Consider the following 16,606-nt stretch of genomic DNA (forward strand, 5'->3'; position numbering starts at 1 on the left):
AGTAGTTATGGACGGCTCCAGGTTTGAAACTTCGAACGCTCCGGTGAATGACACCGGAGCGTTGTCTTTTGATCTGAACATTGCGATCGCGACGTTCAGGCGGCGCTTCAGGCTGTTCGCGGCCGTGGCGGTGGTGGTGTTTGCGGCGGTGGTGCTTTTCACCCTGCAGCAGACCCCCAAATATACGGCGGTCGCGCAAGTCATGCTCGACGTGCGCAAGGAGCAGGTCACGGACATGAGCGCCGTGCTGTCTGGTCTGCCTGCGGACTCGTCGGTCGTGGACACTGAGGTCGAGGTCCTCAAATCGCGCTCGCTCGCCGCGCGCGTCGTCAAGGAGCTGAAGCTCGAACAAGACCCCTACTTCAATCCTTACCTTCCTAACGCCAAGGGCGCAGGCGCCTGGCTCTCATCGGTGCGCAAGGCCGCCGCGCCGCTCGAAAAGGTGGACTCGATCGAGCTCCAACGTCGCAGCGAACGGATCGTTGACAGCGTTCTTGGTGGTCTCAAGGTACGTCGCGCCGGCCTGACCTACCTGATCTCGATCGAGTACACGCACGAGGATCCTAAGCGCGCCTCGGAATTGGCTAACGCCTTTGCAAACCTGTACCTGACCGAGCAGCTCGAAGCGAAATTCGACGCTACGCAGAAAGCCAACGAATGGCTCGACACGCGTGTGGGTGAACTTCGCGACCAGGTTCAAGCGGCTGAGGCTGCGGTTCAGCAATACAAGATCGCCAACAATCTGCTTAGCGCCGAGGGCGCAACCCTGACCGAGCAGGAAATCTCGAGCCTCAATCAGCAGCTGGCGCTCAGCCGAGCCGCACAGGCCGAGACCGACGCCCGCCTCAATATCGCGCGCCAGCAACTGGCCCGAGGCAGCACGGGTGAAGACGTGGGCGAATCCTTGAACTCGCCCGTGGTTCAACAGCTGCGCAAACAGCGCTCTGAGAAGAGCGCGCAGGTCGCCGACCTTAGTGGCCGCTATGGCGATCGCCATCCGGAACTGTTGAAGGCGCGGCGTGAGCTGGCCGATATTGATGGCCAGATCCAAGCGGAAATTCGGCGCATCATCTCGAACCTCGAAGCCCAGGCTCAGGTCGCCCGTCAGCGCACGGGGTCGGTGGCCTCGAGCGTGGCCGCATCCAGAGGCACGCTGGCCGGAAACAACCGTGCGACCATCGGTCTGGCTGAACTGGAGCGGAAGGCCCAGTCAGTGAAGACCCTGTATGAAACGCTACTGTCGCGGTTCAAGCAGACGACGACCCAGGAAGGGATTGAGCAGGCTGACGCCCGCGTGGTTTCGCCGGCCAAGATCCCGACCAGCCCCAGTTATCCCAAACCGACCTTGAACCTCGCATTGGGGTTGGTCCTGGCTTTGGGCGCGGGCGTGGCGGCTGTTGTACTGGCCGAGATCCTCATGGCGGGTCTCTTCACAGAGGATGAAGTCGAGCGGCGGTTGGGCCTGCCCTATCTTGGCGCTGTGCCAAGCCTGAGCACCACGGTCGACGACGCCAAGATCCTGAAGGGGCTCACGCCGCCGGACTATCTTCTGGCCAAGCCGCTCTCCAGTTTTGCTGAGAGCCTCCGTAAGCTCCGGGCCTCGATCTTGTTCTCCAAGGTCGGTGAGACGGTGCAGGTGATTGCGGTGACGTCGTCGCTTCCGGGCGAAGGCAAAACCACGACCACCTTCTCACTGGCGCGGACCCTGGCCACCTCCGGCGCCAAGGTGATCGTCGTCGACTGCGACCTGCGCCAGAGCGCGATCAGCCAGTTCCTGAAGGAGCCCGCATCGGTCGGGCTTCTGGAGGTCCTGAACGGCGTGGCCACATTGGACCAAGCCCTGATCAATGACGAGAGCGGCGCGCATATCCTGCCGCTGGCGAAGTCAGCCTATACGCCGCGGGACGTTCTGGGCTCTGCGGCCATGCACCGCCTTCTGGCTGAGTTGCGCGGTCGCTACGAAATTGTCCTCCTCGACACCGCGCCGCTTCTGGCTATTGCAGACACACGCATCCTGGCGCCGCACACAGACGCTGTGGTGATGTTGGTCCGATGGAAGAAGACGCCGGTCAAGGCTGTCCAGTCGGCGCTCGCGCTGCTTCAAGGCACGCGGGCCTTCATCGCCGGCGTCGCCCTGACTCAGATGGATCTCAAGGCGCAGTCGCGTTACGGCTACGGCGACTCGTACTACTATTACGCGAATTATCGAAAGTACTATGCGGACTAAGGCCGGGGGCGGCGGCTCTTCGCCTGTGGCGGGCGCCAGAACCCGCAAGCTCAAGACCTCTGAGGGCGTCGCCATCGGCGCCCTCGTTGCCTTGGTTTTGCTGGAAATCGTCGCCTTCGGGGCTACCGAACATTCTGTGGCTCAAGCCTTCGCCGCAGCCCAGGCCCTGCTTCTAGCGTCGCTTTTGGGGAGCTGCGCCTGGGCTCGAAAGGCCTTGGCCCGGGGCGTGTCATCGAGACTTTGGCTGCTGTTCGGGCTTCTTATGCTCGTAGTCGCTTGGGGTCTGACCCCTTTTGGCCCGGGCGGGGCGCATCCTGTCTGGCAGTATGTTGCTCACGACGGCGGCTCCCTCACAGTCGATCGATCCGCCCTGCTTTTGAGTATTTTGCGTTTCTGCGGTTTGGCCTGCCTATTTCTGGCGGCTCAGATCGTCGGAGATTCCGAAACGCGGCGGCGCGCGCTTTTTTGGGCCCTGTTGCTGGCGCTCGGGGCGTACGCGGGGCTGGCCATTATCCAACAGGTCAGCGTGCGAGCGACTGGCCGATTGACGGCCACGCTCCTCAGCCCGAACACCGCAGGCACCTTGATGGGGGTCTGCGCGGTCTTTTCAATAATGTACGTCACCCAATTCCTTCAAAAGGCGGGCGGAAGCCTTAAGTTCGACAAGCTTCCCGTCGACGCCGCGATCAGCCTTGGACTCGCGGCGCTGTTCTCGGTGGCTCTGGCGCTGACCGCCTCCCGGGGGGGCATCTTTTCGACGGTCGTCGCGCTGGCCATCCTGCTGACGTCTCAGGTCATCGCCCAAGGCAAGAAGGCTCGCGTCGTGGCGATCGTCGGCGGGGGCGCGGCGCTGCTGGTCGCGATCGGCATAGCCATGCGGAGCGCGGAGCTTACGGCGGCGCGTCTGGAGAACCTGGATACAGATGTGGCGGTGCGGCAGGCGATCTTCGCGGCCCATTGGCAAGCTTTCCAGGCCGCGCCGTGGTTTGGCTACGGCTTAGGGTCGTTCCCGATCGTCAACCAGATGATCATGACGAGCGAGACCCTGCGGGTCCTGTTCGACGTGCGCGCCACGCACAATCTTTATCTGCAGTGGCTTGAAGAGGCAGGCGTCATTGGCGCCATCTGCATGGGCGCCCTCGCCGTGTATATCTTGGCCGTTGTGGGGCGAGGCGCCGGCAAACCTGGAACGGCGGGCGCCTCAGCGCGCGCCGCGATCGCGGGAGCGGTTCTTGTGCTCCTGCACGGACTTTCAGACTTTGCTGTGCAGACGCCAGCCCTGCAGGCTCTCTTCGCCCTAGGTTTAGGCGCTCTGGCCCCCTTGGGCGGTCAGGCAGCAGCCAAGGCCGTGCGCGTCCCCGCCTTGAAGGCTGTCAGCGTCTTCGCCGGCGTATCGTTAGTTGCTACGAGCCTTGTCGCTATTCCAATGGTCGCCGGTCGCTTTGGCGGCGATCTTTCATTCATGCCGACTGCGCCGGCGGACTCCCTGGCGCTAGGCATCGAAAGGGGTCTCGCGGCGGATCGCAGCGAGCCGGCGACTCTGGACCGCCTCGACGCGCTCAGCCGCCGTGAATTAGCGATGCGCCCTGGGTCCGGCGCGGCTTGGCTACGCAACGCCGCGATCGCTTTCAAGCGTGGTGACATCAGGGCCGCTAACGCAGCATTGGCGCACTCCTATGCCGTCGCCCCGCTTCAAACCAGCCTGTTCACAGCGCGTGCGCGCATCGCCTATGAGCACTGGGGATTGCTGACGCCGGATCTCCGCAAGCAGGTGATCTACCAGGCCACCATCGAGTACAAGCGACCGGGCGGCGACGCGCGTCTGGTGGCGCTTGCCAACAGCATCAACGATCCGAGTGGTCGGCTGGGCTTGGCCTTCCTCGTGGTCGCCCAGCGCGCGGCCAAAGCTGCGGGTCAGTAGGCGTTGTGGCTCAACAGGAGGCTGGGGATCGTCGCCAACACGATCTTCAGATCCTGCCTGAGCGACCATGTCCGTATGTAGTCGACATCCGCATCGATTCGCTGGCGCATGATCTCAAGGGTTTCCGTACCCCCGCGGAGGCCCTTGACCTGGGCCAGACCTGTCAGACCCGGACGCGCCTGAAAGCGCGCATGATATCCGGGAATTCGGGCGCCATAATAGTCGTCGTGCGCCTTCGCGTGCGGGCGCGGCCCCACCAAGGACATGTCGCCCCGCAAAACATTGATCAGCTGCGGAAGTTCATCGACGCTCGTCGCACGGAGCAGGCGCCCGATGCGTGTGACCCTATCGTCGCCCCGCTTGGCTTGAGCAAGGTCAGGGCCGTCTTCCCGACAATGCATGGTCCGCAATTTCAGGATCTGGAACGGCGCGCCACCAAGACCGCCTCGGGTCTGGCGGAACAGAGCGGGGCCTGGCGTCTCCAGCTTGATGATCAGCGCCGCCAGCAAAAGGAGCGGAGCGAACAGTACAAGCAAGAGCGCCGCCGCCGCCACGTCCAAGGCGCGCTTGCGCAAGTCGACCGCAACCCGAGGAAGCGGTCCTGGTGAGTCCGGCGCCAAGAGCTGCGTACAAGGCCCCCCGTTCACCAGATAATCCTCTGAGTTCCTCACCACGTTGCAGACTGTTTTCCAATTCTACGCGTCTAAGCTAGCGCAATCGCCGCGCAGCGTCCCCGGCAAAAAGCGTCGGCGCCCGAAATAGAGTTAACCCCGCGTAGACTGTATTCTTTCATGCGCCCTTAGCGGTGTGGACGTTACATCAGAAATCAGCAGGAGTGCTGTTTGATGATCGACGTCGAAATGTCTTTTGCCCAAGCTGAACAAGACAAGCCACGTCTTGCGCCCCTACTGGGTCTGACTATGGCGGCGGTGCTGTCGGCGGGTCTGTGGGCGGTGCTGGTTGTGACCGTCGCCAAGCTCGTCTGATTCCCGCAAACCTGCGTCCAACTATCCTAGAACACCCGCCCCGGCGTAGTCCGGGGCGGGTGTTCTGCATTCAAGGGCCGATGACCATGCGGCCCCGAACTGGCGCCTCGGGGATTCATGTCGTTAAAGTCTAGTTCAGCGCTAGATTTGTTCTGGCAAAGACCGTCGGGATCGAAGGCGTGTAAAATGCTCCGGGACGGCCCGTATGTATCAACGGGAACGCAGCGCTCGGTTTGCGACTGCGGCGGTGCTAGGCGATGCTCGTCCACAGGCCTGTGCCGGGGACTTGGCGTTCGACCCATTGATAGTTCAGGTCGCCCCAGGGGGTGGCCCATGGCGTGAGGTTATCAAGCACCCAATCGCCGCTCTTCAACGACACCATGAGGACGGCGTGGCCTTCACCCCGGGCCGTCACAGCCACCGCCAACGACAGGGCGGATTCGGGGACGCCTGCGGCGAGCAGCTGGCGACGCTTCTCCAGGGCGAAGTCTTCGCAGTCGCCATAGAGCTTGCCGTCGACCAGTCGCGGCAACGCCCAGTATTCTTCTTGACCGTAGAGGTCGCTATCGTTGGCCTTGCGAACGTCACGATTGACCTGCTGGTTGATCTTGTTCAGCAGCTTCATCTGGTCGCGTTCGTTCCGCTCGTACCAGGTCGCGACCGCAGCGGACTCGACCTCCTCCTCGGTCACGGCATTGCGGCTTACGCCTGCAGCCACGAAATCCTCGACAGCGGCGATCTTGAACGCCTCGACCGTCTCGACCGAAATGAGCTGGGTCGCGGCGTCGTCCACCTGATCCAAGACCGTCGACGCTGCGAAATCGCGAGGGGAGACGAGGCCGACCGAAGAGGTTGCGGCCCTGTTCAGCTGGCTCTGAGCGCCCAGAAACGCCAGTTGAGCCGCAGGCAGTCCGCATGTTTCGGCATCGCGGCGGCAGAGGTCGGAGAAGCCTGCGGGCGCCATCACGCCTTGGCCGCGCGGCATGAACGGCATCGCACCGGCCTGCGCCTGAGCGCCGGCCATGAGAGCGGCGACGCCAACGAGCCCAATTAGAATGTTTCGCGCTTTGAACATGCCGACCTCGCTGTGTTCGTGAGGTCAATATTTGCGACATGTCCGAAAACGCGCTGAATTTAGATGGTATAATCGGCGTGTTTAACTGTGATGAATTCGATGTTTACGAAAACAAAGCTCGAATTTACTTGGTAAATTGGGCGAGAATGATTGTGATGAATTGAGGGTTAACGTCACGGCTTTTGGTTGAACGCCGTGGCGCCGTAGGGCAAAATCACGGCTTCAATCCAGGCGACGCCCTGCGGCGTACGTGGCGAGTTCGATGTTCAAGACCCTGTTCCGACCCAAGCCGAAACAGCGACGCCCGGTTTCAACCGGGGGGCGTGTGCTTTACGCTGTTGGGGACGTACATGGCCGCTTGGATCTGCTGGACGGCTTGATTGCGGCGATGACCGAGGACTTTCGCACCCTTGGACGCCAAGATCCCCCAGTGCTGATCATGCTAGGGGACTATGTCGATCGAGGCGCGCAGTCCGCCGGCGTGATCGACCGCCTCATCGCATTGAGCGCTCAGGCTGCGGAGGGGCGTTTCGAGTTACGCACCCTGATGGGAAACCACGAAGAAACCCTGCTGCACTTTCTTGACGACTCCCAGGCGGGACCATCGTGGGTGGAATATGGCGGCGGCGAGACCATGGCGTCTTACGGGGTCCAGCGTCCGGTTGGGCGGGCCGAGCCCGAGGTCTGGGAGCAGACGCGGGTTGCGTTTCGCGCGGCTTTCCCCGCTACCCATGAGCAGTTCCTGCGGCGGTTAGAGCTGATGGCCGTCTATGGCGACTATGTCTTTGTGCATGCGGGCGTGCGCCCCGGACTACCGCTGGAACGCCAGGTCGCCGCGGATCTCCTGTGGATCCGTAACGACTTTCTGGACAACGCGCACGGCCTTCAGGCGACGGTGGTGCACGGCCATACGCCGGTCGAGGCGGTCTACCTCGGTCGCCAACGCATCAATGTCGATACGGGCGCCTATGCCACAGGCGTGTTGACCGCCGTGAGACTTGATGGGGGTGAACCCAAGATCATTCAATTTAGTAAGGCGCGCGGGGCTTAGAGTTCGCCTTGTTCATCGCGCGGTCACGTGCGATGTGGCATTGCAACGTCCAGGTTTGACAAGTCCGAGATGAGACGCTTTTCCATGAATGGTTTTCCGCAACTCTCTCGCGCGCTCGCCATGTTGGCGGCCGTGGTTTTCATGATGGTTTCGACGTCGGGCGCGGTCGCCCATGCCCAGGCCGCCCCCGAGCCGGCTCCTGCGGCTGGCGTGGCGCAGGCGGTCGACTATCTTCTGGGTCCGGGCGACAAGGTTCGGGTCACTGTCTACGGCGAGGAATCGCTGTCCGGCGAGTTCTTCGTGTCTGGAAGCGGACTGATGTCCTTGCCCTTGATCGGCGAGATCAAGGTCGGCGGCATGACGGTCGGTCAGTTCCAGACCGCGGTTCAGGACCAGCTGAAGGACGGCTACCTCAAGGATCCGCGCGTTAGCGCCGAGGTGCTGACCTTCCGTCCGTTCTACATTCTTGGCGAGGTCGAAAAGCCGGGCACCTACCCCTACACTTCCGGCTTGACGGTGCTGAACGCCGTGGCGACCGCAGGCGGCTTCACCTACCGCGCCGACAAGAAGAGCGTCTACATTAAGCGCAACGGCGAGACGTCGGAGAACAAGGGCGAGCTGAAGCCTTCGACGTTGGTGTCGCCCGGCGACACGATCCGCATCGGTGAACGCTTCTTCTGATTGTAGCACCTGTCCAGGACGCAGAGGCCCGACGGAGACGTCGGGCCTTTTCCTTGCGCTGCGAACCGCAAGGCGTCCAAGCCGCCTAATCCATAATCTTCGGAAAAAACTGGCGCACCCGACACGATTCGAACGTGTGACCTTTGCCTTCGGAGGGCAACGCTCTATCCAGCTGAGCTACGGGTGCTTGCGACCCCCTTGGTGACCAAGGGATCGGGAAGCGGGTCTTAGCCGAAAGGCGAGGCCGGCGCAAACGGTCTCGCGATGACGCTTACGCCTTTCCCATATAGATGAACCGCAGGACGAACAGGCCGGCTAGGACAAACAGCAACCAGTCCTTGGCCTTGGCCTTGCCGCGCAGCAGGGTCAGGCCCGCATAGGCGGTGATGCCGAACGCCAGGCCGTTGGCTATCGAGAAGGTCAGCGGGATTGTGATCACGGTCAGGAAGGCCGGGATGGCGACGCCCGGATCGTCCCAGTCGACGTCAGCCAGGGCGCCGACCATCATCGAACCGACGACGATCAGGGCAGGGGCCGTGGCGGCGGCGGGAATGGCCTGGACCCAGGGCGCGAAGAACAGGGTCAGCAGGAACAGCACGCCCACCACCACGGCGGTGAGGCCGGTGCGGCCGCCCTCGGCGACGCCCGAGGCGCTTTCGATATAGCTGACCACGGTGGAGGTGCCGGCCAGCGAGCCGCCGATGGTGGCGATCGAGTCTGCGGTCAGGATGCGGTTTAGGCGCGGGATCGTGCCGTCAGGCTGGACGAGTCCGGCCTTCTTCGTCACCGCCACCAGAGTGCCGACATTGTCGAACAGGTCGACAAACAGAAAGACGAAGATCACCTCGGCCAGCGCCATGCCCAGAGCGCCATTGAGGTGCAGGGCGGCAGGAACGTCGAGCTTGAACGCCGTCGCGGTCAAGGCCGCCAGGCCATATTCGCCGGGGACGATCTTGGCTAGGCCCAGCGCCCAGGCGGCGCAAGCGGCGACGAGGATGCCGATCAGGATGGCGCCCTTGACCCTCCAGGCCATCAGCGCGCCCATGACGAGCAGGCCCAGGATCGCCAGGGCGGCGGTCGGCTTGGTCAGGTCGCCCAGGGCCACGGTGGTGGCGGGATCGGCGACAATGATGCCGGCCTCCTTGAGGCCGATGAAGGCGATGAACAGGCCCACCCCGGCCGCGACGGCCGAGAACAGCGGGCGGGGAATGGCGCCGACGATCAGCTGGCGGACGCCGGCGACTGTCAGGACCAGGAACGCCACTCCCGACAGGAACACGCAGCCCAGCGCCGTCTCCCACGGCAGGCCCATGCCCTTGACGACCGTGAAGGTGAAATAGGCGTTGAGGCCCATGCCGGGCGCCAGGGCGATCGGGTAGTTGGCGATCACGCCCATCAGGATGCTGCCAAGGCCCGCGGCCAAGCACGTAGCGGCGGCGACGGCCGCGATCGGCATGCCGGCTTGGCCGAGGATCGCCGGATTGACGATCACGATATAGGCCATGGTCAGGAAGGTGGTGAAACCGGCCAGCACCTCGGTGCGCACCGAGGTTCCTTGTTCCGAGAGTTTGAAGGTCTTCTCGATCATTTCGCCGTCCCCCCGATGGCGGTCATGTCCGGTGTGTTGGCTTCGTAGCGATCCCAGTGCGCCGTCAGTTCGCGCACCACCACCGAGCCAACACGATAGGCCGAGTCGAACGCTGAAACCGCGCCTTCATCGTGGAAGGCGCGCGGAAAAGCTGGCGCGTCCAGCGGCGGGCGGGAATAGTTGCTGGCGGTGCGCAGCACCATCACGCGCTGGAAGTCGACCCTGCCCGCCTTGGCGTAGAGATCCAGGACGTCGAGGATTCCCTGGTCTTCGCAGTCGGTCATCACGAACGTTCCGGCGCCGTCGGTCCACAGCTTGACCCAGTCCTGAGCCCACTGGGTGCGCCTCGCGCCGTGCCAGAAGCGGGTCGCGCCTAGCGCTTCGCCCTTGAGCACGAAGGGCGGGCGTTGGGCGTTGGGCTCTCCGGCGTAAGGGGCGCGTAGGGCGGCCAACCCAGGATGGTCGGGGATCTCCACCTTCGATGTCAGGCTGTAGGCCCAATCGACCAGGCGCCAATTCAGCGCCCAGACCATGCCTGAGGACCCCTCGGCCGAGCCCTTCATGTTCGGTCGCTCGGTCTCCAGGGCGTAGAGGCCGTAGGGCCAGTCGGTGGGGATTTCGCGGTCATCGACCTCGTAGATCGGATCGGCGTCGACGACATAGCGGGCCCAGGCGGCGCTGCCGATCGAGGCGGCCTTGGGGTCGACGCCGGCGATGCCGGCCACCAGCCAATAGGTCTTGGAGAAGTCGAAACGCTTGTCGAGCAGCAGGGCCGCTACGCTTTCGCGCGCCCGGGCGCGCATGTCGGTCATGATCCCCAGCACGCCGTCCTTCGGTGAGTAGCGAGCCGGATGGCGCAGCCCGGGAACAACGATGGTCTCGGTGAGCGGGAGTCCTTCGACCCACGGCTGGAACTCGCCGGGGCGGTCGCCGGTGACCGCGCCGATCTCGAAAGTGGTCAGGACCACCACCTTGACCGGGATCGGCTTGGCGAGCTGGGCGTGCGCGATGGCGCCGAGCCCCAACCACAAGCCCAGGACCAGTCCCAAAAGCCGCTTCATGCTCAAGCCCCTCGCGCCCAACGGGGGAAGCTGACGCGCGCCGCCAAGGCTGGCAAGCGCGCTTCATCGCGATGGGGCGGCGGCGAGGCCGGTGATCAGTCCTTGGTCGGATCGGCGGCGTTGGGATCGCCGTAGGTCAGGGCGACGAAGACGTCTTCCAGGTCAGGGTCCTCGGTGGCGATGTCCTTGATGTGGACGCCACTGGCGCGGACGGCGGCCAGCACCTGCTCGACGCTGGACTGGCCGGTTCGGTAGCTCACCGAGAAGGCGCCGCCCGTGCGCAGCTTGGTCTCAAAGCCCTGCAGCGCCGGGGCCGTGGTCACAGGGCTTTCTGGCGTGACCACGACGTTGCGGCTGTCCATCCGGCTCAGCAACTTGGCGGTCGGCTCACAGGCCACGACCTCGCCCCGATTGACGATGGCGATCTCGTCGCAGAGCTCCTGGGCCTCTTCCAGATAGTGGGTGGTGAGCACGATGGTCACGCCCAGTTCATTGAGGCCGGTGACGTACTGCCAGAGCTGGCGGCGCAGCTCGACATCGACCCCGGCGGTCGGTTCGTCGAGGATCAGGACCGGCGGCTGGTGGACCATGGCCTTGGCCACCATCAGGCGTCGCTTCATGCCGCCCGACAGCTGGCGGACATAGGCGTTGGCCTTGTCGCCCAGACCCAGGGCGTTCAGCAGTTCGTCGGTGCGCCGCTCGCTCTTGGGCACGCCGTAGAAGCCCGCCTGCACCTCTAGCGACTCGCGCGGGGTGAAGAATACGTCGGCGGCCAGCTCCTGCGGCACCACGCCGATGGCTGCGCGGGCGTCGCGCGGGCGCTGATCGATGTCGCGACCCCAGATCCGCACCGTGCCCGAGCTTTTGCGGACGAGGCCGGCCAGGATGTTGATGAAGGTCGACTTCCCCGCGCCGTTCGGGCCCAGCAGGCCGAAGATCGAGCCACGGGGGATCTTCAGGTCAATGCCGTTCAGGGCCCGCTTTTCCGGAGAGGTCTTGGTGCCGGCATAGGTCTTGTAAAGGCCTTCAGCTTCGATGGCGTAGGCGGGGAGGTCCATGGAGCGTCCAAAACGGGGCGGCGGTCGGCCGGGAAACGTCGTAAGAGGCGCGCGTCGATTGACGGCGCCTTTCGGCGTCGCATAGGTATGCCTCGTTCGCCGCCGCGCCAAGGCCGCGTTCCGAATTCAGGGATAGCCCACATGGCCAAGGCCAAGATCACGCCCGCTAACGCCACCGTTCCGACGGCTATGGATCCGGCCGCAATCCCCGGTCCTGCGCCGGAGACGATCATGGTTCGCTCGCACCGCATCGCCTGCGACGGCGTCGGCGGGGCGCTCGGCCATCCGCGCGTGTGGCTCGAGATGGGCGCTGCAGGCTTCGTCGACTGCTCCTACTGCGACCGCCGCTTCGTCGCCGTCACTGGCGAGGGTGATGAGCATGAGCTGCTGGCCCCAGGCGTCTATGAGGGCGCCGGCGGCCACTAGGCCGTCTAAAGCTCGATGACGGATCGCTTCCCGGAAGCCCAGCGAGCCGAAACCCTGGCCAAGGCCTGGGAAAAGGCCGAGTGGCCGCACGAGGCGCCCGTCCTGCGCGCCATCGCCATGCCGTCGGACACCAATCCCGAAGGCGACATCTTCGGGGGCTGGCTGCTCTCGCAGATGGATCTGGCCGCCGCCTCGATCGCTTTCCACCGCGCTGCGGGCCGCTGCGCCACCATCGCCATCGACGGCATGACCTTCATCAGCCCGGTGTTCGTCGGCGACGAGGTCAGTCTTTTCGCGCGCGTGGTCCATACTGGGCGGACCTCGCTGAAGGTGCAGGTCGAGGCCTGGCGCCGGCCGCGCGACAGTGAGCAGGCGCACAAAGTGACCGAAGGCGTGTTCACCTTCGTCGCCATCGACGAAAATCGGAAGTCGCGACCGCTGCCTTAGCGTTCGCGCCGCAGCCTCCCCTGAACCGGCTTGCATGACGCGGTGAGACGGGCGTCTGATGCGCCGATGAGCACGCCCCTCTTCGACCTGGACCTCCTGCCGTTCGCCGCCCTTATGGGAGTGACGGTCACGCTCGCCGCTCCTGATCGCGTCGAGGGGTGGCTCGTGGTGAGACCCGACCTCTGTACGGCTGGCGGGATTCTTCACGGCGGAGCCGCGATGGCGCTGGCGGACACGCTCGGGGCGATCGGGGCCTTCCTGTCGACGCCCGAGGGCAGGCGGACGACCACGCTGGAGAGCAAGACCAACTTCATCGGCTCGGCCCCTGTCGGGACGACGGTCACGGCGGTCGCGACCCCGCTGCACGTCGGCAAGCGTTCCAGCATCTGGACGACGCGGATCGAAGGCGAGGGTGGCCGTCTCGTCGCCGTAGTCACCCAGACCCAGATAACGGTGGACTAGCCGTGGTCGCCTTGCGGGAGACGCGACCGGGGGACCTGGGCTGGATCATTCAGCGCCACGGCGAACTCTACGCCGCCGAACAGGGCTGGGACCACCGGTTCGAGGGCGTGGTGGCCGGTGTTGTCGCCGACTATGTGAAGACCCATGACCCCGCCCGCGAGGCGTGCTGGATCGCCGAGCACGAGGGCCGGCCGGTCGGTTCGATCATGCTGGCCAAGGAGACCGAGACGGTCGGCCGTCTGCGCCTGCTGCTGGTCGAGCCCTCGGCGCGCGGCCTGGGCGTTGGTGAGGCCTTGATTGCGGCTTGCATCGCCCGGGCCCGCGAGGCCGGCTACGCCGAGATGGTGCTCTGGACCCAGAGCATCCTGCTTCCCGCGCGTCGCCTGTACGCGCGCTTTGGCTTCGTGCTCGAGGAGCGCTGGGACTATGACGGCTTCGCCGAAGGGCTCATTTCGGAGAGCTGGCGGCTGAAGCTTTGATCAGCCGATCAGGTGATCCTTCCACGCCTGACGCAGCACCTTCTTGTCGATCTTGCCGGTCGCGGTCAGCGGCACAGCGGCGAAGACCACGTCGTCGGGCGTCCACCATTTGACGATCCGGGGCGCCAGGTAGTCGAGCAGGGCGGCCTTGGTCACGGCCGCGCCCTCATGCGGCTCGATCACCAGCAGCGGGCGTTCCTCCCACTTGGGATGCGGCACCCCGATCACGGCGGCGATCTTCACGCCAGGGCAGCCGACGGCGACGTTCTCCAGATCGATCGAGCTGATCCACTCGCCGCCCGATTTGATGACGTCCTTCTGGCGGTCGGTGATCCGCATGAAGCCGTTGGCGTCCAGGGTGGCGATGTCGCCGGTGTCGAAAAAGCCATCGTCTCGCGCGGCGTCGGCGTCTTTCCGGAAGTAGCGCTTCACCACCCAGGGGCCGCGCACCAGCAGCGCGCCGGAGGTCTCGCCGTCCCAGGGCGCGACCTGACCGTCCTCGGTCTCGACCTTCAGCTCAATGCCGAATTGCAGCCGACCCTGGCGGGTCCAGATCGCCTCGTCCATGGCTTCCTCGCCCAGCGCAGCGAGGGCGGGCGTGGGGGTGGCGACAACGCCGATCGGACAGGTCTCGGTCATGCCCCAGATCTGCAGGGTCTGGACGTCGTAGCGGCGCTTGAAGGTCTCGGCCATGGCGCGGGGCACGGCGCTGCCGCCGATGACCACCTTCTTCAGGCTGTTGGGCCGGCGATCGTTCTTGTCCAGCCAGTCCAGGTACATGGTCCAGATGGTCGGCACGCCGCCGGTGAAGGTGACGCCCTCGCCGTCGATCAGCTGGTGCAGGCTGGCGCCGTCCATCTTATCGGCGGGTAGGACGAGCTTGGCGCCGCAGATCGGCGCGCTGAACGGCAAGCCCCAGGCGGTGGCGTGATAGAGGCTGGAGCAGGGCATCACCACGTCGAACGGCGTGAAGCCGAAGGCGCTGTTCAGGCCTCCCGCCATGGCGTGTAGCACCACGGCCCGGTGCGAGTAGAGCACCCCTTTGGGATCGCCCGTCGTGCCCGAGGTGTAGCAGAGGAAGGCGCCGGCGTTCTCGTCGAAACTGGGCCAGTCGATGGTGTCGGGTTCGCCGGCGATCAGGGTCTCGTAGCTGATCGCCCCGACCGCGCCGGGCATGGTCCGCTCGGCGTCCGACAGCATGACGAAGGTCTTCACCGTGGTCAGTTGCGGCGCGATCCGCTCGACCAGGGCCTGGAAGTTGCGCTCGAAGAACAGCACCGCGCTTTCAGCGTGATTTATCGTGTAGACGATCTGCTCGTCGAACAGCCGCGGATTGGCCGTGTGCAGCACCGCGCCGATCCCGGGCGCCGCGTAGAACAGTTCCAGGTGCCGATGGGTGTTCCAGGCCAGGGAGGTGACGCGGTCGCCGGCCTTGATCCCTAGACGACGAAGCGCGTGAGCCGCCTGGGCCGAACGGCGCGCCAGACCGGCATAGTCATAGCGATGCAGCGGTTCATCGATCAGCCGCGAGACGATCTCACGCGCGCCGTGGGCCTGGGCGGCATAGGTGAGGATGCCGCTGATCATCAGCGGCGTCGTCTGCATCAGGCCCGGGATCATGGGCGCCTCCCAACTCTTGTCGTTGGGAGGAGCCTAGAGGGTGAAACGCTTGTTGGAAAAGGGCCTAAAGCGCCGCCAGCACCGCGTCGCCCATTTCCTTCGTGGTCAGCGAGCCGCCGAGGTCACGGGTGCGGGCGCCGTTGTCGAGCGCGGCTTTCACCGCCGCCAGCAGAGCGTCGGCGGCCTCGGTTTGCTTCAGCGACCAGCGCAGGGCCATCTCGAACGACAGAATGGCGGCCAGCGGGTTGGCCAGGCCCTTGCCGGCGATATCCGGGGCCGAGCCATGGATCGGTTCATAGAGGCCCGGCTTGCCCGCCGCGCCCAGGGCGGCCGAGGGCAGCATGCCCAGCGAGCCCGTCAGCATCGCGGCGGCGTCCGACAGGATGTCGCCGAACAGGTTGTCGGTGACGATCACGTCGAACTGCTTGGGCGCGCGGACCAACTGCATGGCGCAGTTGTCGGCCAGGATGTGCTCGAGCTGGACGTCCGGATATTCGCGCGCGTGAAGCTCGGTGATCACCTGCTTCCAGAGCAGGCCGGACTCCATGACGTTCGACTTCTCGGCCGAGTGGACCTTGTTGGTGCGGCCGCGCGCCAGCTCGAACGCCACGCGTCCGACGCGCTCGATCTCGCTGGTCGTGTAGACCTGGGTGTCGAAGCCCTTCTTCTGGCCGTCGGCCAGGTCCTCGATGCCGCGGGGCTGGCCGAAATAGACGCCGCCGACCAGCTCGCGGACGAACATGATGTCCAGACCCGAGACCAGCTCCGGTTTCAGGCTGGAGGCGCCGGCCAGGGCTTCGAAGCAGTAGGCCGGGCGCAGGTTGGCGAATACGTCCATCGCCTTGCGCAGGTTCAGAAGGCCCGCTTCGGGGCGCAGGTGGCGAGGGGCGTCAGCCCACTTGGGCCCACCGACCGCGCCCATCAGCACCGCGTCGCTGGCGAGGGCCTGGTCGCGGACGTCGTCGGTCAGCGGCGCGCCGTGGACGTCATAGCTGGCGCCGCCGTAGAGGGCTTCCTCGACCTTCAGGTCCGGGGTGAGGGCGGCCGCCACGCGGCGCACCTCCGCACAGACTTCCGGGCCGATGCCGTCGCCGGGCAGGAGGAGAAGAGTGGACATGAGGCTCTCTTGGATCAGATTTCGCGATAGGCGGAGACGTCGAACGAGGACATGCGGCGCTCGCCGATCCCCAGGTCCGGCCAGGCGGCGCGCCAAGCCGCCATGTGCGGGCTGGCGCGATGGAAGGCCAGGGCTTCTTCGTCGACGAAGCGCTCATAGACCCGGATCAGGCCCGGATCGAGCGGATCCTCGGTCAGGGCGTAGTCCAGGCATCCTGGCTCGGCGCGGCTGTTCTCGACCTGAGCACGCAGGTGCGGCCGCAGGTCTGCCAGGCGCTCGGGCGCGATGCGGATGGTGCCGGCGAGGATGATGGTCATCTGCACGTCTCCCCCTTCCCATTGGTGGGGAAGGGCCGGGGATGGGGTGACAGCCTGTCAGGGTGGAGCGCGGCTGAGCTGCCGTATCAC

Annotated in this window: 17 protein-coding genes and 1 tRNA gene; 9 read left to right on the forward strand and 9 right to left on the reverse strand. The window is 65.1% G+C overall.

Annotated features, from left to right (window positions below):
• Positions 1 to 7 precede the first annotated feature (7 nt).
• Positions 8 to 2,227, forward strand: a complete 2,220-nt coding sequence (locus tag ACT53N_RS06045) for a GumC family protein (RefSeq protein WP_476063043.1) — start codon at positions 8 to 10, stop codon at positions 2,225 to 2,227.
• Between the two features lie 91 nt (positions 2,228 to 2,318).
• The gene (locus ACT53N_RS06050; RefSeq protein WP_476063044.1) at positions 2,319 to 4,148 is read left to right on the forward strand and encodes an O-antigen ligase family protein; all 1,830 of its coding nucleotides are present in this window, start codon (positions 2,319 to 2,321) and stop codon (positions 4,146 to 4,148) included.
• On the opposite strand, the gene ACT53N_RS06055 is transcribed toward ACT53N_RS06050, so the two are convergent.
• Positions 4,142 to 4,795, reverse strand: coding sequence for a sugar transferase (locus ACT53N_RS06055; protein ID WP_476063045.1), 654 nt, complete (start codon positions 4,793 to 4,795; stop codon positions 4,142 to 4,144). The two genes, ACT53N_RS06050 and ACT53N_RS06055, sit on opposite strands and share 7 nt — an antisense overlap.
• Positions 4,796 to 4,993: 198 nt before the next feature.
• On the opposite strand from ACT53N_RS06055, the gene ACT53N_RS06060 reads away from it, so the two are divergent.
• The gene (locus ACT53N_RS06060) at positions 4,994 to 5,134 is read left to right on the forward strand and encodes a hypothetical protein (RefSeq protein ID WP_476063046.1); all 141 of its coding nucleotides are present in this window, start codon (positions 4,994 to 4,996) and stop codon (positions 5,132 to 5,134) included.
• A 250-nt stretch (positions 5,135 to 5,384) separates the two neighbouring features.
• Here ACT53N_RS06060 and ACT53N_RS06065 read toward each other — a convergent pair whose 3' ends face one another.
• Complete coding sequence (locus tag ACT53N_RS06065) at positions 5,385 to 6,209, reverse strand: transglutaminase-like cysteine peptidase (RefSeq protein ID WP_476063047.1); 825 nt, start codon at positions 6,207 to 6,209, stop codon at positions 5,385 to 5,387.
• 262 nt (positions 6,210 to 6,471) lie between these two features.
• On the opposite strand from ACT53N_RS06065, the gene ACT53N_RS06070 reads away from it, so the two are divergent.
• A complete protein-coding gene (locus ACT53N_RS06070) occupies positions 6,472 to 7,260 on the forward strand; it encodes a metallophosphoesterase family protein (RefSeq protein ID WP_476063048.1) in 789 nt (262 codons plus the stop codon).
• A gap of 84 nt (positions 7,261 to 7,344) precedes the next feature.
• Positions 7,345 to 7,941, forward strand: coding sequence for a polysaccharide biosynthesis/export family protein (locus ACT53N_RS06075; RefSeq protein ID WP_476063401.1), 597 nt, complete (start codon positions 7,345 to 7,347; stop codon positions 7,939 to 7,941).
• Positions 7,942 to 8,051: 110 nt separating this feature from the next.
• Here ACT53N_RS06075 and ACT53N_RS06080 read toward each other — a convergent pair.
• The 4 genes from ACT53N_RS06080 to ACT53N_RS06095 form a co-directional block, all read right to left on the reverse strand.
• A tRNA-Arg gene (locus tag ACT53N_RS06080) sits at positions 8,052 to 8,128 on the reverse strand.
• Positions 8,129 to 8,212: 84 nt separating this feature from the next.
• Positions 8,213 to 9,529 (reverse strand): NCS2 family permease, encoded by a 1,317-nt coding sequence (locus ACT53N_RS06085; RefSeq protein ID WP_476063049.1) that lies wholly within the window; start codon positions 9,527 to 9,529, stop codon positions 8,213 to 8,215.
• Positions 9,526 to 10,590, reverse strand: coding sequence for a purine nucleoside permease (locus tag ACT53N_RS06090; protein WP_476063050.1), 1,065 nt, complete (start codon positions 10,588 to 10,590; stop codon positions 9,526 to 9,528). Before ACT53N_RS06090 ends, ACT53N_RS06085 begins: the two co-directional genes overlap by 4 nt.
• A 95-nt stretch (positions 10,591 to 10,685) precedes the next feature.
• Positions 10,686 to 11,648: an ABC transporter ATP-binding protein gene (locus tag ACT53N_RS06095; RefSeq protein ID WP_476063051.1), complete on the reverse strand. Its 963-nt coding sequence runs from the start codon at positions 11,646 to 11,648 to the stop codon at positions 10,686 to 10,688.
• Between the two features lie 141 nt (positions 11,649 to 11,789).
• On the opposite strand from ACT53N_RS06095, the gene ACT53N_RS06100 reads away from it, so the two are divergent.
• From ACT53N_RS06100 to ACT53N_RS06115, 4 genes are all read left to right on the forward strand, one after another.
• On the forward strand, positions 11,790 to 12,074 hold the full coding sequence (locus tag ACT53N_RS06100) for a zinc-finger domain-containing protein (RefSeq protein ID WP_476063052.1): 285 nt from the start codon (positions 11,790 to 11,792) through the stop codon (positions 12,072 to 12,074).
• A 15-nt stretch (positions 12,075 to 12,089) separates the two neighbouring features.
• Positions 12,090 to 12,521, forward strand: coding sequence for an acyl-CoA thioesterase (locus tag ACT53N_RS06105; RefSeq protein WP_476063053.1), 432 nt, complete (start codon positions 12,090 to 12,092; stop codon positions 12,519 to 12,521).
• 66 nt (positions 12,522 to 12,587) lie between these two features.
• Positions 12,588 to 12,983 (forward strand): PaaI family thioesterase, encoded by a 396-nt coding sequence (locus tag ACT53N_RS06110; RefSeq protein WP_476063054.1) that lies wholly within the window; start codon positions 12,588 to 12,590, stop codon positions 12,981 to 12,983.
• Between the two features lie 2 nt (positions 12,984 to 12,985).
• Complete coding sequence (locus ACT53N_RS06115; RefSeq protein ID WP_476063055.1) at positions 12,986 to 13,462, forward strand: GNAT family N-acetyltransferase; 477 nt, start codon at positions 12,986 to 12,988, stop codon at positions 13,460 to 13,462.
• Here the strand turns inward: ACT53N_RS06115 and ACT53N_RS06120 are convergent, their stop codons facing one another.
• The 3 genes from ACT53N_RS06120 to ACT53N_RS06130 form a co-directional block, all read right to left on the reverse strand.
• Positions 13,463 to 15,082, reverse strand: coding sequence for a long-chain fatty acid--CoA ligase (locus tag ACT53N_RS06120; RefSeq protein ID WP_476063056.1), 1,620 nt, complete (start codon positions 15,080 to 15,082; stop codon positions 13,463 to 13,465).
• A gap of 64 nt (positions 15,083 to 15,146) precedes the next feature.
• Positions 15,147 to 16,199: a 3-isopropylmalate dehydrogenase gene (gene leuB, locus ACT53N_RS06125; RefSeq protein WP_476063057.1), complete on the reverse strand. Its 1,053-nt coding sequence runs from the start codon at positions 16,197 to 16,199 to the stop codon at positions 15,147 to 15,149.
• A gap of 14 nt (positions 16,200 to 16,213) precedes the next feature.
• On the reverse strand, positions 16,214 to 16,516 hold the full coding sequence (locus ACT53N_RS06130) for a putative quinol monooxygenase (protein ID WP_476063058.1): 303 nt from the start codon (positions 16,514 to 16,516) through the stop codon (positions 16,214 to 16,216).
• Between the last annotated feature and the right edge of the window lie 90 nt (positions 16,517 to 16,606).

Source organism: Caulobacter sp. DMC95 (assembly GCF_056313785.1).

Bases quoted from the DNA above. Each gene is read 5' to 3' on its own strand.
- ACT53N_RS06065 (WP_476063047.1), bottom strand. From the start codon at position 6,209: ATGTTCAAAGCGCGAAACATTCTAATTGGGCTCGTTGGCGTCGCCGCT.
- ACT53N_RS06105 (WP_476063053.1), top strand. From the start codon at position 12,090: ATGACGGATCGCTTCCCGGAAGCCCAGCGAGCCGAAACCCTGGCCAAG.
- ACT53N_RS06045 (WP_476063043.1), top strand. From the start codon at position 8: ATGGACGGCTCCAGGTTTGAAACTTCGAACGCTCCGGTGAATGACACC.
- ACT53N_RS06120 (WP_476063056.1), bottom strand. From the start codon at position 15,082: ATGATCCCGGGCCTGATGCAGACGACGCCGCTGATGATCAGCGGCATC.
- ACT53N_RS06085 (WP_476063049.1), bottom strand. From the start codon at position 9,529: ATGATCGAGAAGACCTTCAAACTCTCGGAACAAGGAACCTCGGTGCGC.
- leuB (WP_476063057.1), bottom strand. From the start codon at position 16,199: ATGTCCACTCTTCTCCTCCTGCCCGGCGACGGCATCGGCCCGGAAGTC.
- ACT53N_RS06075 (WP_476063401.1), top strand. From the start codon at position 7,345: ATGAATGGTTTTCCGCAACTCTCTCGCGCGCTCGCCATGTTGGCGGCC.
- ACT53N_RS06095 (WP_476063051.1), bottom strand. From the start codon at position 11,648: ATGGACCTCCCCGCCTACGCCATCGAAGCTGAAGGCCTTTACAAGACC.
- ACT53N_RS06060 (WP_476063046.1), top strand. From the start codon at position 4,994: ATGATCGACGTCGAAATGTCTTTTGCCCAAGCTGAACAAGACAAGCCA.
- ACT53N_RS06130 (WP_476063058.1), bottom strand. From the start codon at position 16,516: ATGACCATCATCCTCGCCGGCACCATCCGCATCGCGCCCGAGCGCCTG.
- ACT53N_RS06090 (WP_476063050.1), bottom strand. From the start codon at position 10,590: ATGAAGCGGCTTTTGGGACTGGTCCTGGGCTTGTGGTTGGGGCTCGGC.
- ACT53N_RS06070 (WP_476063048.1), top strand. From the start codon at position 6,472: ATGTTCAAGACCCTGTTCCGACCCAAGCCGAAACAGCGACGCCCGGTT.
- ACT53N_RS06100 (WP_476063052.1), top strand. From the start codon at position 11,790: ATGGCCAAGGCCAAGATCACGCCCGCTAACGCCACCGTTCCGACGGCT.
- ACT53N_RS06110 (WP_476063054.1), top strand. From the start codon at position 12,588: ATGAGCACGCCCCTCTTCGACCTGGACCTCCTGCCGTTCGCCGCCCTT.